The sequence below is a fragment of the Aquimarina discodermiae genome (genome assembly GCF_040786235.1).
Lineage (GTDB): Bacteria > Bacteroidota > Bacteroidia > Flavobacteriales > Flavobacteriaceae > Aquimarina.
On record NZ_JBFMKP010000019.1, the window covers coordinates 55,104 to 71,358 of the forward strand.

Here is a 16,255-nt window from a genome sequence, read left to right on the forward strand (position 1 = left end):
GAAGGAATTAATTAAGCTTAAAATCGAACTCATTCATGCTACTTCAATATAATTTTTTCTGCATCTCCAAAACTATCATAACTAGAAGTAATTACTTTTTCACCAGCTTCTAATCCTTCTATCAATTCATAATATCTAGAGTTTTGTTTCCCAATTCGAATCGGTCTTTTCCATGCCACTTCACCTGCTGCGTCTACTACAAAAATCCATTGCCCACCTGTACTCTGAAAAAAGCTTCCTCTGGGTAATAAAACAGCATCGTTAGAGGCACCTAATTGTAGCTTTATATTATAACTCTGTCCTGCACGAATAGTTTCTGGTTTTTGATCTGTAAAAACCAAATCTACTTTAAACCTACCATTACGTACTTCTGGGTATACTTTGCGAAGACGCAACTCATATTCTTTACCATTACGCTCTAGTATAGCGGTTAGATCTCTTTTTACACGATCAATGTAATGCTCATCGATTTCAGCTTCTATTTTATAATCTGTTAATACGTTGATTTGCCCAATTCGCTGACCTTGTTGTATACTTTGTCCTATTTCTGCATCCAAAAATCCTAACTGCCCATCGGCTGGTGCTCTTACATTTAAATGGTCGATACGTTCATACACCATCGATAATGTTTTTTTCATACGAGCAAGATCTGCGTCTAACTCATTTAGCGAAGTGTTACGTAACATATCATCCTGCTCTGTTTGTAATTTGATAATGTCGTATTGTTTTTTTGAAAGTTCATAGTTTTCTTTAGAAGTAAGATACTCTTCTTTAGATATTAACTCATCGTCATATAATGCTTTATTTTGTTCGTAATTACGTTTTAGTTTTTGTAACTCGTATTTAGAACTTACCAAATCTTTTCTTCCTTCTACTTGTCTCGAATCGAATGTAAGTTTGGTCGACCGCAAATCATTTTGCTTTAATGCTAAGTTATTCTCACTAGCCAAAATTTGTTCATACAGCGATCTATTCTCTAATTTTAATATAATATCTCCCTTTTTTACCATGGTACCTTCTTCGATCAGTTTTTCTGTCACTCGTCCTCCTTCATAGGCATCCATATAAATAGTACTTATAGGCGCAACTGCACCATTAATGGTAATATAATCATCAAACTTACCATAGGACACCGTCGCAATCGATACTTTGTCTTTTTCGGTTCTAAAAGTGGCAGCCGAATTACCAAACATCATTTTCCAACCTGTGAAAAATAGTAATATACCTATAGCAATATATCCATAATGTTTAGGCCTTAATCCCTTTTTCTTTTCAATTTTTATGTCCATTTTATTGTGCGCTATTTATATTAAAAACTGGTAAACCTTTATAAAAATCAAGTGTGCTTTTGTTTACCATTAATCGTAATTGTACCTGTAAGTTTTCGTTTCTGGCATTTGCCAAGAGGTTTTTTGACTGGTTAAGCTCTATGGTACTAATCAACCCTTTTTCATATTTTTTTTGTGCAATATCAAAGGTTAACACCTGTGCTTCCATTCTTTGCGAACTTTGTTGGTATTCACTTTTTAAAGCATTTGATTCCTGTACTAATTGTTGTATTAGCTGATACATCTGCTGTTTTTGTACAGCAAGTGCATTATCGGCTCTCATCATCGCTACTTTTTGTTGTTTGATACGAGATCTGTTCGACCAACCATTACTAATCGGGATATTAAGAGAAACCCCTACATATCGTGATGCATTATCTGTGATTTGATTTTTAAAAGAAATCACTTCTCCCGTATCACCACTCACATTGGTTTCAAAATACCCGGTTTGATATCCTGCATATAAAGACAATGATGGAAATAAACCTCCTCTTGCAATTGCCAGTTGTTTTTTCGACGCTGCTACCTTTAGTTCTTCTGCTTTTATCATCGGTACAAAATCCTTGGCTGCATTAAAAATAGCCTTCTGGTCTTGCAAATAATTTTCTTCATCCTCTGCTACACTTACCAATCCAGGAACTATTATAATCGCATCTGTTTCATTTAAATTCATTTCTTGCATCAGTTTAAGTTTTGCACTGGTAACATTATTTTCGCTTTGCGTCACTAATAATTGATCTGCCAACAAAGCCGATTCTGCCTCGTACAAATCTGCTTTTGCTTTTTGTCCCAACTCTACTTGCCTTTTTACCAGGTTATAATTGTTTTGAGAAACTTGTACCTGCTCTTTTGAGTTGCTTAAAAGCCCTTCCATAAACCTGATATCATAAAAAGCAGCCATTACTCGAAATGCCAATAGATATTTTTGATGCGTTATTTCTTCATTGGTGGCCTGATACAAAAACTTAGAAGCCTTGATCCCATTTACTTTTTGAAATCCTCTAAACAAATCAATTTCTGCATTCAATCTATAATTATTAGAAAAGAAATCGGTATTTACAATGCTATTATTATTAGGATCGACCGATCGTCCATATCTAATATTGTAATCAGAAAATGCGTTAAGAGTTGGCAACATATTTCTAATAGATTGTCTATAGGTTTCTTTATTTGATTCCTGATTATACTTAAAATCATTAAGTTGTAAATTATGTGCTATGGCATAGGCAATACAATCATCTAATGACCAGGACTTTTGAGAATAGGTCATATTCACCACCAGTATCAAGAAAAAGAATAATATGTTTTTTTTATAGTGTATCATTTACAAATGCTTAAATATCTTTATGATGCCAGATTCTTTTCTAATCTTGTGCCAAAAACACAAATAACTGATTTTTAGTTATTTACATATAGAGTATTATTGTTTCATTTTTTAATATGTAAAATTATTATACAAATAGTGTCAAATAATTTTACACTTGTATGGTAGTACTCTTTACAATTTGTAGTTTTATATCAGTTCCGACTTGAATTTGTTCATAAGAAAACAAAATATTTTGGCCTTAGGCAAAAAAGAAAAGTTCAGCATAGCCTTAGTTATGGTTAATTTTTATTTTGAAGGATAAGAGAAAAAGATGCCGTTTTATTGGGTAAATTCAAGTCAGAAATGATATTACTAGTGTCAAGTAAATAGTTGTTATGCAGAATGGAAAAATTTTAATTATTGACGATAATAAAAGTGTGCTAAGTGCTTTAGAAATTTTATTGCAATTTGAGTTTAAGCATATACAAACCTTATCAAATCCCAACCAAATTTCATCTTTCCCTAATCTAAGTGATTTTGATATTGTGATTTTGGATATGAATTTTTCTGCGGGTGTAAACACGGGAAATGAAGGATTGTTTTGGCTTAGAGAAATAAAGAAAAAGGCAGCCCATACGTCTGTGATTATGATGACGGCTTATGGTGCTGTGGATCTAGCCGTAAAGGCATTGAAAGAAGGTGCCACAGATTTTATATTAAAGCCCTGGAATAATGAAAAGTTAATGGCCACCATAAAATCGGCGTATTCGTTACGTAAATCCAGGAAAGAAGTACAAGAGCTTAAACAAAAAGAAAGTCACCTTAAGCAAGTGATCAACCAAAATACCAATTATATTATTGGCAATTCTAAGGCACTTACTTCGGTTTTAAACCTGATTCGAAAAGTTGCCAAAACCGATGTAAACGTTTTAATCACAGGCGAAAACGGAACAGGAAAAGAGCTTATTGCCAGAGAACTGCACAGAATGTCTTCTCGTATGAACGAAGTGTTTATAGGAGTAGATATGGGGTCTATTTCTGAAACCTTATTCGAAAGCGAACTTTTTGGACATACCAAAGGCGCCTTTACCGATGCCAAAGAAGATCGTGCAGGAAAATTTGAAGCTGCCAACAAGGGAACATTATTTCTTGATGAAATAGGAAATTTATCATTGCAAACACAAGCCAAGTTATTATCTGCCATACAAAACCGAACCATTGTTAGGGTGGGTTCTAACAAATCTGTACCAGTAAACATTCGTCTGGTATGTGCTACAAATTGCAACCTACCACAGATGGTCGAAGAGGGTATTTTTCGCGAGGATTTACTATACAGAATTAATACCATCCATATAGAGGTACCGCCATTGCGAGAAAGGGACAACGACATCTTGGTATTGGCTGATTTTTATCTAAAAAAATTCGCTTCAAAATATGGAAAACCTGCTCTTAGGATTAATGCTGCCGCAGAACAAAAACTACTTGAGTATCGCTGGCCAGGTAATGTACGTGAATTGCAACATACCATAGAGCGAGCCGTTATTTTGTGCGAAGGAAATGTACTTAAACCTACCGACTTTTTATTAAGTACTACCACAGCAATCTCTATGGATAAGGGTCCAGAGACCCTGGATGAAATGGAACGCCTTATGATCAACAAAGCTTTGGATTCTAATAACGGTAATTATAGTGCCGCTGCCAACCAATTGGGTATTTCTAGACAAACATTGTATAACAAAATCAAAAAACTAGATCACTAATGGCAAGCAGAAAATTCTATCTACAGCTCATCCTTAAGGTAATATTTCTTACACTCACTGCAGTACTATCTGGTTATTTCCTTTTTAAAGAACAGTATGTATTATTTTGTGTCTTACTCTTGGGGGTTGTTATACAAACGTTAATGCTTATCAAATACCTTAACCATACCAATAGAAAAATCTCCTATTTTTTTAATGCGGTTAAAAATGAAGATTTTACACTTAGGTTTCCAGAATTTGGAGGTCCTAAGTCGTTTAACGAACTTCATAAAAGTTTAAATGCATTAAATGCGGTCATTCAAAAAGTTCATCTCGAAAATCAGACACAAGAGCAATACTATCAAGAAATTCTAAAGCAGGCAGAAATTGGTATTCTTACCTTTAATCCTAAAGGACACATTTTATATTCAAACCCCAAGGTAGAAAAACTGTTAAACCATTCACCATTAAATCATATTAAGCAATTAAATCATATTGATAAAAAATTGTACGAATTGTTTAATACTATCAAACCTTTTGAGCAGAAGCTTTTTAAACTCACCAACGAACGAGAAACCATACAGTTATCGATTAAATCTACAGAAACTACCTTAAACGGAGACATACTTAGATTAATAACCATACACGATATTCATAAAGAATTAGATGAAAAAGAAACCGATTCCTGGATAAAACTCATTCGGGTATTGACCCACGAAATCATGAATTCTTTGACTCCTATTACTTCGATTTCAGAGTCCATTTTACGCTATTATAAAAATGAAAACAAAATCATCACAACCGATCAGATCGATGAGCATAAAATTCAGAATACTGCAAAAGGATTAGAGGTGATTAAAAACCAAGGAAACGATTTGATGAGTTTTGTACAATCCTATCGAAGCTTGTTAAGTGTGCCTGCTCCCGATAAAAAAATAATCAAGGTAGCCGATTTACTAGACAAAGTGGCTATTTTAATGCAGCAAGAAATAGGGTTTAATCATATTGCTTTTGGTATCGATAACCATACAGATGGGTTGGAAATTTATGCCGACGAAAAACAGCTTACACAAATCTTGATGAATCTGTGTAAAAACGCTATACAAGCATTAAAAGAAACAGAAAACCCCGCGATTAGATTTATTTCTGGCATTACCAAGGATCATAAAAAATACATCGCAGTTTCTGACAATGGACCAGGAATTCCAGCCGATATGATCAATGAGATTTTTGTTCCTTTTTATACTACCAAAAACGAAGGTACCGGTATTGGATTAAGTCTTTCTAAACAGATGATGCATCTTCATGGTGGCAGTCTCTCTGTGCACACGACTCCTTATGAAGAAACCTCATTTTCGTTGTTATTCTAAAGACCCTGTTTTAGGATTATCTATATTGTCGTTTAGAACTTAAACCCATTTAAACCATAGAGAATCTATTATATCTTCAAGTACTATTGTATAAATCGGATTAAATTTTAGGTTTCTTATTATTACCATTCATCGTAAGAATACCTTAGGTTCGTCTACAGAAATCTAACATTCAACTAATTTCTACCTCATCAGGCCCTTATTATCTATACTTTTATATCAAAGTTTTTACAAAATAGTTTTGCAGGGTGTATAATGGATTTGTTATACACCCTTTGGGTTAAATATGAATCAACTATTTAGAGTCAATCGTATCCAACTGTAGCGTTTTTAATAAGGCATCAAAATAATAGTCTTCCTGATCAGGTACAATTACTACTTTATAGGCTGTATTTTTAATTACATAATGCGATGCTGTCTCTGGATCTAGTGTGGTAGTATGTCGATCTACTATTTTCTGAATATAGTCATTTATAAGTAGCACCTCATCATAACTTATATCTCGACGAAACGTAGGGCGTTCGCTTTTATACACCAAATAGTCACTTCTAAAACTTAATGACTTTTTAATCCCATTGTACGGAACGAATTCGAACGTAAAATCCTTTGAAGTAAATATCTTATTTACGTTCTCTACCGTAGGCTCTACCTTTTGAGCACAGGAAGCTACCAAAACAACTATTATAAGGATCTTGCTATACTTCATATTATTTTTTAGTTTACCGTATGGTAAATACCATACTATGGTCAAGGAAATTGCAACCAAAAAAATACCGTATCTTGATTATCATTAATGATAATCAAGATACGGTATTTAATCTTTACTTCTAAAAAGAATTTAGCCCATTAATTTGAAGCTAATCTCTTTATAGAATTTTCAAAATCAATATCGTTAAGATTACTGATAAGTAATCCTATTCCACCTTTTTTAGAGGCTACAATATATTCTGTCTGAAACTTTCTCTGGCTTTTATACGCTTTGAGATACTTAAGTTTTACAACTTTAGAATCTGGAGTAAAGAAAAAGCGACCGTGAATTCTTTTGTATCTAACTTCTTGTTTATTAGATTCTCGTTCCAGTTGTCTGTTCATAGCTGATACTACTTTTGCTGCTCTATGCTCAGAGAGCAAATAGAAATCACATACATAGATAAAAACGTAATTTTCGACATTGTTTTGATCAACAAAAATCTCGTAATCTACATTTTTACTTTCAACTTTTTTTAATTCATCTAATGCAATTTTTTTGAATTTTGATGTTTCATCCAGCAAATCTAATTCTTTCACAAACTCATCACGTGTTGTTTTTACATAACTACTGGTAAGAGTAAGCGTATTATTCTGAAACTTTATGGTATTCTTAGAATACATAAAAGGTTTAGAAGCATTAGGCCCTTGACTGCAACTAACAATTAGCACTGCAATAGATAATAGTAGAATTTTTCTCATAGGCTTATTTGGGTTAATTAATAAACTATTCGCGAATAAGCCCTAAACTTCGATTAAAACATAGAAAATCTATTACAATTTTCTAATATCTTAAAAAACCAATTGTGTGTGATGATTTTTATATCTAACCGTAGTAAAACTATGCAGAAATAAAAGTTTTGGTTTTTATTACTTGTAAAACTCTGTGAAAAGTTCTACAATATGTAGTGAGTTAAGTGATTGTCAAGCAATATACTAAAAAAAAAGCAGTCTACAACCATTCAACAGGTTTTTTGAGCACTTTAACTATTTTCTCTTCCTCACTTCCTACATCTGGGTTATGATCATATCGCCATTGTACATGCGGAGGCAAGCTCATTAAAATACTTTCTATCCTACCGTTGGTTTTGAGTCCAAACAGGGTTCCTTTGTCATGAACCAAATTAAATTCTACATAACGACCTCGTCGAACTTCTTGCCAATCTCTTTGTTTTTTATCATAAGAGATATCTTTTCTTCGCTCTACAATTGGGGTATAAGCATCTAAAAAGCTATTACCTACTTCTGTAACAAAATCATACCAATGTTGCATAGACATTGTATCATTTGCTTTGCAATAATCAAAAAATAATCCTCCTATACCTCTTCCTTCCTGGCGATGTGCATTATAAAAGTACTCATCACATTTCTTTTTATAGGTAGCATAAAAATCTGGATGGTGTTTATCACAAGAATTTTTACAAACCTGATGAAAGTGCTTTGCATCCTCTTCAAACAAATAATAAGGTGTTAAATCCTGCCCACCTCCAAACCAGCTATCTATAATGATACCTGTAGCATCGTACATTTCGAAATAGCGCCAATTGGCATGCACTGTAGGTACCATCGGATTTTTGGGATGTAATACCAGTGATAAGCCGCAGGCAAAAAAATCAACATCTCCTACCTTAAAATAACTCTGCATTGCTTTGGGAAGTGGTCCGTGTACTGCAGAAATATTTACACCTCCTTTTTCGAACACATTCCCGTTCTCGATCACCCGAGTTCTGCCTCCCCCTCCTTCTGGTCGTTCCCAAAGGTCTTCATGAAATTTTGCTTTTCCATCTATTGCTTCTAATCTCGAGGTAATACGGTCTTGTAAATGCAGTATATATTGATAAAACTTGTCTTTCATTCTCTATTATTGTCACGGTTGGTCTGCGACTCAACTGTAATTTTGTTGTTTTAAATACATCTCTTTAAGAAGCCTTGTTGCAATTTATGCTTCGATTAGTCCTTTTTCTTTTAAGATTCTTACAGTTTCTGTAGAAGCTGCTACCACCGACAAAGGTAAGGTAATCATAAAACCTATAATAGGAATAAACAACATTGCGACAAAAATAATTCCGTTTCCGATAGCAATCCCTCTATTCTTTTTTACAAATAGAATGCTCTCTTTATACTTAAAATGACGTTCCATGGTATAATCCATATTTCCAAAACCAGCATAATACGCTTGTATCAAGAAAATCAAAACCGTTGCTACAATACCTATAAAAGGTATAAAACTTAACACCAGTAAAGGAATCATAAAAAGTAATTCTTTGAGCAAATTTCTAACATTTATACGAATACCACGTATCAGTTGTTCTGCAAAAGAGGTTTCGCGATGAGAATGGTTTGTATCCCCCAGAAGATGGGCTTCTATTTTTTCGGAAACCGGACTCATAAATGGAGCCGATAGTGCCATTACAATATGTTTGTATAATAGTAAGCCGAGCACAATGATGCATACACCTCCTATATAAGTACTTATAGTAGTAAATGTTTCTGATCCCCATTGCCAGGGCCAAATTCTAGCTATCAATACTCCCAGGTTATCAGAAAAGAAATAGGCCAATGAGGCAATCGAAATACCAATTATCGTACTGATTAAAATGGGAATCCCAAAATACTGCCACAAACCTAGTTTTGATATTAGGTTAAACGCCCCAAAATAAGCTGTAATACCTTGAATGATTTTTTTTAGCATAGTAAAGATTATTTTGATCTACTACCTATTAGTAGCTACTTTTCGAATTTTGTTTCACGCAAAAAACAACGATCCATTTTTATCTTGGTAGTCGACTATTTACCAGAGAAATTTGCTTTTCTTTTTTCAAGAAAGGCGGTGGTTCCTTCTTTAAAATCATGAGTTCCAAAACAGTTTCCGAATTGTTCAATTTCTACCTGGTAACCATTGACACCGTCTTCATATACCGCATTCACAGATTTGATAGCCGCTCCTATTGCCACTGATGAGTTTTTGGCAATTTTTTTGGCCAACTTTTCTGCTAGAGACATTAGTTCTTGTAACGGGGTTACATAATTTACCAACCCATATTGTAATGCTTGATTTGCATCAATCATACCTGCGGTCATGATCATCTCCATGGCCCTTCCCTTACCTACCAATTGTGGTAAACGCTGTGTACCTCCATATCCAGGGATAACACCCAACGACACTTCGGGCAATCCCATTTTTGCAGTATCACTGGCCACTCTAAAATGTGCTGCCATTGCCAATTCTAATCCTCCTCCCAATGCAAAACCATTAACAACTGCAATGACCGGTGTCGAAAGATTGGCTACAAAATCAAAAAGTAACTCCTGCCCTTTGGCTGCTAGTTGCTGCCCCTCTACAACCGAAAAAGAAGCGAATTCGCTAATATCAGCTCCGGCAACAAAGGCTTTTTCTCCGCTACCAGTTACCAGAATAACCTTGGTTGCTGCATCTAATTCTGCAACTCTAAAAGCAGCGTGTAGTTCTTGAATCGTTTCTTTATTTAGCGCATTAAGTTTTGAAGGGCGATTGATCGTAATTTTTGTAATCCCATTATTTTGAGACATTAGAATATTTGTGTACATCATCTATATATTTTACCTCTTTTCGCTGAGAAATTACAGTATTATCACAATCTATGAAGGTTGTTTTGGCACTGTTCAAACCCAAAAAGAAATTTATTACTCTTTTGGAAACAGAACTTTAAAAATAGTTCCTTTTTCTTCTTGCGATGTAAAGGTAATGTTTCCTTTATAGGTCTCTACTATATTTTTTACCATCGCCAGACCTAGTCCCATTCCACTTGTTTTGGTAGTAAATTTGGGTTCGAAAACCTTTTTTGTATTCTCTTCTGATATTCCTACTCCATTATCTGCTACGGTAATTACCACATTATTATTTTCTGTGAATACATCTACAATAATTTTGGGAGTACGACCCTTTGGAATGGCTTGAATCCCATTTTTAACCAAATTAGTAACCACTCTTATAAGTTGTGTTCTGTCAAACTTTGCTATGATCTCTTCTTTTTCTGAAGGAAATATGATATAGTTCTCATTAAAAATATCCAGCGCCAATCCTACAATTTTTACTACATCCAGAGTTTCACTCTTTTGAGCCGGCATTTGCGCAAAATTAGAAAACGCAGAGGCAATAGAACTCATGGTATCGATCTGTTGTATCAGCGTATCACTATATTCCTGCACCTTTTGAAAAATATTGTCATCGTTTGGGTCAAATTTTCGCTGAAAACTCTGCACCGTTAACCGCATAGGTGTTAGCGGGTTTTTAATCTCATGAGCTACTTGTTTCGCCATCTCTCTCCAGGCAGCTTCTCGTTCACTTTTTGCCAACATAGCCGCACTTTGCTCTAGTTCATCGATCATACTATTATAAGCATTTACCAAAGAGTAAATTTCTTCGCTGGCATCGCCAATAGTTATTCGTTTGTTTCTCTTATCCAAACGAGTTTGATCGATTGTTTCTGAAATCGTTTTTAAAGATCGGGTTATATATTTGGATAAAAAATAAGCCAATAAAATTGCTATAAAAAGCATTAAAAGATACACTTGTCCCAATCGCTGAAGAAACTCTAATAACTCACGGGTAATCAAATCGTCGTCTTCCAGGTAGGGTAAATTAAGAACTGCCAATGGTCGGGCTCTACTATCTGAAATATAGGTATACGATGTAAGAAACTTATCTCCGTTTTTTTCTGATTTTACAAGATATCTTTTATTATACAATGACGCCAAAGTATCAATAATAACAGAGGTTAATTTTTTATCTACCATATTGTCTACAAAACTACCTTCAGAGGTAATCAATAGCTGACCTGATAAATCATAAATATTAATGGGTAATGAGTGTTCTTCTGAAATTTGATAAATTCTACCTTTATGCCTAAAAATCGATATTACATTTTCTTCGGTAACTGGATAGGTTGTACTTTTTAAAACATTATTAATGGTAATCTTAATACGTTCTTCTTTTCTTTCTAATCGTTCCTGGTGATATTCCTCAGCCTCCTCTTTATATTGATAAATGGTAACTGCAGCGATTAATATAGAAGCCAGAAGTATCAATACTGTCATTGAAATAAAAATCCGGGTACGAAGAGAGAGTTTTGATAGCTTCATCTTGTTTTTTGATTCGTAAATATAACAAATATCGCACCAAAAAAGGACTTTAAAAAAATCTAACGCTCTTTTGCTAATCAAATAAAAATAAACTTCTAGTTCTAGAATTTTAATGGAGCCACAAACCTTGTTTTTATAAGTTTGTTAGTCTTTACTACAGCCTTTTTTTCTTCGGTAATTGGGTTATAGGTAAATGCCTTTTCCGAACCCTCTTCTTCCGATGTCCATAGCTCAATATTCTCAAAATCATTAAATCTAACCCAGAAAAATGGATGAATACCTCCAAGTTTATCCAGTTCTTTCATCTTTTTTATTTCTTCTATAGATGGGTTTCTTACTTCTAAATCCTGTTCGACATAATTCTCTTGCCAACCCAAAATACTAATGATATCACTTTTGCGTACCAAAAGTGCTGTTCGGTTATTTTGATTTACTTCAAACACGATATACCTACTGTTTTCTGCACTAGAAAAGTCTTCTAAAGTCAAAGGGTATAGGTCTCCTATTTTTAGGTCTTTGGTGGTTATATCGATAATGGTTTTATCTTCACCAACCAATACGCTGTTATCTCTGTATTTTACATAAGGCCTAAAATAGTATTTGGTAGTAGGGTTTAAAAACCAAACCCGAACACCATGCCCTCCTAGTATGATCTGACTTTCTGAAGATTTTAGAGTGGTAAAATCTTTAAAGTCATTATTGGTGCTATATTGTACCCCTACCTCGACTGGTGCTTCTCCTATCATTTCTTTTATAGCTACTGAAAAAACAGCGCTTCTAATGGTTATCCCAAGATCAATAGGAGGATTGATTTCTAACGTAACAGATTTACTACCTCCTTCTTTTACTGTAATAACTTTGATAACATTACCATAAAAATAATCTCCTTTATCATTTTGAATAAACCCCCTGATATAGTATTCGGTATTTTGACTCAAACCCCTTATTTTACCCTTGGCTTTATCTCCTGGGCCTATTGCATCTACAGTTTTACTAACAGATGTTAAGGTAGGGTTAGGCGATGTGGCATATACAAAGCCTCTTTTAATCGAATTGCTGTTTCCATCCTCAAAACTTCCTGAAACAGTGAGTGTCACTTTTCCATCACTTTCGATAAAAAAAGTTGGACTTTCGTTTGTTATAAAGAATGCATTTTTAAAATCTTCAATCACCCCTCCTGCGTCATCATCTGTAGTACAAGAAATTAATAGTAACGAAAGGAACATTACTTGCATACAGGCTTTTAAAACCTCTTTTCTTTTACTCATCATTTTAAAGATTTGATAAGAAATCGTACATTTTAAATATTTGATTAAAATGTACGATCTTTTCTTTTATTAATAGTTTATATCCAGCACATGTCTGGTTTTAAGGGTTGTATTGGTCTTTGCTATTGATGTTTTTACCTGAGAAACAGGGTTGTAGCTATAGGCATTGGTCGCTCCATCTTCTTCATCTATCCAATAATTGGTGTTACTAAGCGTATCTGCTCTTCCTGAAAAGATTAACCATTCGGCATCGACACTAAAAATATCAGATGGTAAATTGTCTAATTTTGTTTTAATGAGTTGTAGCTCTTCTTGTTTTGGATTTCTTAGAGATAACTCACCTAAATCATATTCATCTTTCCACCCTTCATTAGCAACGATATCTTCTTTCAGAATTATCTTGGCTGTTTTTGCTTCTTTATCTACTGCAAATACAACAAAACGACTTTTTTCTACATCAGCAAACTCTGCCGTAGTTAGCGGATAATCTAAACCTATTAACAGATTTTCTGTTGTTGCTTCGATTTTGTCATTACCCCCGTTATCCACTTTTTGATCATTGTATCTCGCATAAGGTCTAAAGTAATATTTGGTAACCGGTGTTAGAAAAATAACATCGACGTTATAGATTCCAGCAACAATTTTATTAGCTGTAGATTTTGCAACTTTGGATGCTGAAAAATCACTACTCGTACTATATTCGATTCCTATTTCTAAGGGTGTATTTCCTTCAATTTCTTTAATGTTTAAGGATACTACTATATTTCTATTACCTTTACGAGGGTTTTCAAGGTTCATTTTTATTGATCTTTCGCCCTCCCATTTTGGTGTAGTAACCTTAATTTCGTTACCATAGAAATAGGAATTATCGTCTTTTTTTATATACCCCCTAATATAGTAGGTGGTATTTTGATCTAACTCCTTTATATCTGCATTTCCATCGCCATCAGGTTCAACAGTCAAACTTCCCGAAACTACTTTTAGGTCTGGAGAAGTACCATACACATATCCTCGACCGGTAGAAGCGACTCCTCCGTCAGACCAGCTCCCAGTAACTTTTACAGTGACTTTTCCTGTTCCATCCGTTTCTATAAATGCTTCAGGATTCTCATTCGTAACAAATGAAGGATCTGCTACATTTTGATTAACACTACCCGAATCATCTTCTTCTGAACAGGATACAATAAGTACAGAAAGTACAAGTACTTTAAATATTACCAACAAAAATTTCTTTCCTCTATTCATAATTTTATGTTTTTTCACAATTCTATTTTACAATTCTTATCTTTAAAAACCTGGTTTGTTTCTATGACGACCTTGTTCCTATTGTACCCTATATGTTTTTAAAAAAAAACAACAAATACCTTTTTATCAATTGCTTAAGTATGATAAAAAATTAAAAATGCGCCTATTACGTACAGTTCTTTTCAGGGATCTATTGTATAAAACGATTATTGTATAACCCAAATTCATTACATTTACCTAGTTTTCATATTATGGATAATTCTGTTTTACTTTCTATACGAGACCTCAGTATTAGCTTTCCTTCTAGGACTCATAAAAATCAGGTGCTATACAATGTCTCCTTCGATATACATACGAACAAAATCCTTGGAGTAGTAGGAGAATCTGGCAGTGGTAAATCGGTCACATCGCTTGCCATTATGGCGTTATTACCTCAAAAATTAGCTCGTATCGACTCTGGCTCTATACACTATCAAAATGATTCGTTATTAGATTTGGATCAGAAAAAATTAGAAGCATTACGAGGTAATGAAATTGCTATGATTTTTCAAGAACCGATGAGTTCTTTAAATCCATCTATGAAATGTGGTAAACAGGTACTCGAAATCTTACTTAGGCATACTTCGTTAAAAAAATCAGCAGCCAGATCCGAAGTACTTTCATTATTTCATAAAGTAAAATTACCCGATCCCGATCGTGCTTATAATGCCTATCCTCATGAATTAAGTGGAGGCCAAAAGCAACGTATTATGATTGCCATGGCAATTGCTTGTAAACCAAAACTTCTTATTGCAGACGAACCTACTACAGCACTTGATGTAACGGTACAGAAAGAAATTATCGCCCTCCTTAAAAGTTTACAAACAGAGTATAAAATGAGTATTCTTTTTATCTCTCACGACCTTTCATTGGTTTCTGAAATAGCAGACCATGTGGCGGTAATGTATCAAGGAAAGGTTGTAGAATACGGAACTGCAAATGCCATATTTCATGCTCCTGAAAAGGAATATACCAAAGCATTGATCAATGCCCGCCCCCCTATGAATGTTCGGTATAAAAAATTACCAACGATTTCCGATTTTTTGGAAGACACTACTCAAAATCCAGAAATAATTACCACAAAAGATCGAGAACTACAACATCAAAAATTATATAGCAAACCTCCTTTATTAGAAGTTATTAATGTTAAAAAGAGTTACTTTTCCAAAGCAGGATTGTTTGGTACATCAGAATTTAGAGCGGTCGATGGAGTAAGTTTTAAACTTTATGAAGGAGAGACTTTGGGATTGGTTGGAGAATCGGGTTGTGGTAAATCGACACTTGGCAATACTATTTTACAACTTGACAAAGCAGATGAAGGTCAAATTTTATATAAAGGTCAAGACATTACACAATTATCATCCAAAGAAATTAGGGTGCTTAGAAAAGAGATTCAACTCATATTTCAGGATCCGTTTGCATCATTAAACCCTAGATTGACTGTTGGTAACGCCATCATGGAACCCATGAAAGTTCACAATTTATATACTAATGATAAAGAAAGAAAAGAAAAGGTATTAGAACTACTCAAAAGAGTAAGTCTTGACGAAAATCACTTTAATCGTTATCCGCATGAGTTTAGCGGGGGTCAACGACAAAGAATAGGCATTGCACGTACCATTGCATTGCGTCCCAAACTAATTGTTTGTGATGAATCTGTAAGTGCTCTTGATATTTCGGTACAGGCACAAGTACTTAATTTATTAAACGAGTTAAAAGAGAATTTTGGGTTTACCTATATTTTTATATCTCATGATCTTGCAGTTGTAAAATACATGTCTAATCAATTATTAGTGATGAACAACGGGAACATAGAAGAACATGGAGATGCAGATCATATCTATCAAAATCCACAAAAAGAATATACCAAAAAGCTTATCGAAGCAATTCCCAAAGGAAAATAATAAGGTAGTAGCAACTATATTTTTTGCAAATAAAAAACCTGTTAAGCCATATACTAGATTAACAGGTTTAATTCATCGCGACTTGGGGAGTTGCGATTAATCAACAACAAAAAATCACATTAACAAAAATACTTTCTTAGCTACATAAATACAGTTTGAAACTAGTTCTAAAGTTGGTTTCATGGTTT

Annotated in this window: 13 protein-coding genes; 3 read left to right on the forward strand and 10 right to left on the reverse strand. The window is 34.1% G+C overall.

What is annotated here, in order from left to right; genetic code table 11:
* Positions 1-38 precede the first annotated feature (38 nt).
* Both ABW636_RS13545 and ABW636_RS13550 read right to left on the reverse strand, forming a co-directional pair.
* A complete protein-coding gene (locus ABW636_RS13545) occupies positions 39-1,289 on the reverse strand; it encodes an efflux RND transporter periplasmic adaptor subunit (RefSeq protein ID WP_367590575.1) in 1,251 nt (416 codons plus the stop codon).
* A 1-nt stretch (position 1,290) separates the two neighbouring features.
* Positions 1,291-2,652, reverse strand: coding sequence for a TolC family protein (locus tag ABW636_RS13550; protein WP_367590576.1), 1,362 nt, complete (start codon positions 2,650-2,652; stop codon positions 1,291-1,293).
* A 377-nt stretch (positions 2,653-3,029) separates the two neighbouring features.
* Here ABW636_RS13550 and ABW636_RS13555 point away from each other — a divergent pair, with 377 nt between their 5' ends.
* On the forward strand, positions 3,030-4,394 hold the full coding sequence (locus ABW636_RS13555; protein ID WP_367590577.1) for a sigma-54-dependent transcriptional regulator: 1,365 nt from the start codon (positions 3,030-3,032) through the stop codon (positions 4,392-4,394).
* Positions 4,394-5,743: a sensor histidine kinase gene (locus ABW636_RS13560; protein WP_367590578.1), complete on the forward strand. Its 1,350-nt coding sequence runs from the start codon at positions 4,394-4,396 to the stop codon at positions 5,741-5,743. The genes ABW636_RS13555 and ABW636_RS13560 overlap by 1 nt, the downstream gene beginning before the upstream one ends.
* Before the next feature lie 295 nt (positions 5,744-6,038).
* On the opposite strand, the gene ABW636_RS13565 is transcribed toward ABW636_RS13560, so the two are convergent.
* From ABW636_RS13565 to ABW636_RS13600, 8 genes are all read right to left on the reverse strand, one after another.
* The gene (locus ABW636_RS13565; RefSeq protein ID WP_367590579.1) at positions 6,039-6,449 is read right to left on the reverse strand and encodes a hypothetical protein; all 411 of its coding nucleotides are present in this window, start codon (positions 6,447-6,449) and stop codon (positions 6,039-6,041) included.
* A gap of 140 nt (positions 6,450-6,589) precedes the next feature.
* Positions 6,590-7,192, reverse strand: a complete 603-nt coding sequence (locus ABW636_RS13570; protein WP_367590580.1) for a hypothetical protein — start codon at positions 7,190-7,192, stop codon at positions 6,590-6,592.
* A 250-nt stretch (positions 7,193-7,442) separates the two neighbouring features.
* On the reverse strand, positions 7,443-8,345 hold the full coding sequence (gene hemF / locus ABW636_RS13575) for an oxygen-dependent coproporphyrinogen oxidase (RefSeq protein ID WP_367590581.1): 903 nt from the start codon (positions 8,343-8,345) through the stop codon (positions 7,443-7,445).
* Between the two features lie 84 nt (positions 8,346-8,429).
* Positions 8,430-9,182, reverse strand: a complete 753-nt coding sequence (locus tag ABW636_RS13580; protein WP_367590583.1) for an EI24 domain-containing protein — start codon at positions 9,180-9,182, stop codon at positions 8,430-8,432.
* 95 nt (positions 9,183-9,277) lie between these two features.
* On the reverse strand, positions 9,278-10,060 hold the full coding sequence (locus ABW636_RS13585) for an enoyl-CoA hydratase/isomerase family protein (RefSeq protein WP_367590584.1): 783 nt from the start codon (positions 10,058-10,060) through the stop codon (positions 9,278-9,280).
* Between the two features lie 93 nt (positions 10,061-10,153).
* Positions 10,154-11,611, reverse strand: coding sequence for a sensor histidine kinase (locus ABW636_RS13590; protein WP_367590585.1), 1,458 nt, complete (start codon positions 11,609-11,611; stop codon positions 10,154-10,156).
* A 101-nt stretch (positions 11,612-11,712) separates the two neighbouring features.
* The gene (locus ABW636_RS13595; protein ID WP_367590586.1) at positions 11,713-12,879 is read right to left on the reverse strand and encodes a hypothetical protein; all 1,167 of its coding nucleotides are present in this window, start codon (positions 12,877-12,879) and stop codon (positions 11,713-11,715) included.
* A 69-nt stretch (positions 12,880-12,948) separates the two neighbouring features.
* Entirely contained in the window at positions 12,949-14,124 is a 1,176-nt protein-coding gene (locus ABW636_RS13600) for a hypothetical protein (protein ID WP_367590587.1), read from the reverse strand.
* 251 nt (positions 14,125-14,375) lie between these two features.
* On the opposite strand from ABW636_RS13600, the gene ABW636_RS13605 reads away from it, so the two are divergent.
* Positions 14,376-16,067 carry an ABC transporter ATP-binding protein gene (locus tag ABW636_RS13605; RefSeq protein WP_367590588.1) on the forward strand — a complete coding sequence of 564 codons (1,692 nt, stop codon included), beginning with the start codon at positions 14,376-14,378 and terminating at the stop codon, positions 16,065-16,067.
* Positions 16,068-16,255: the final 188 nt, after the last annotated feature.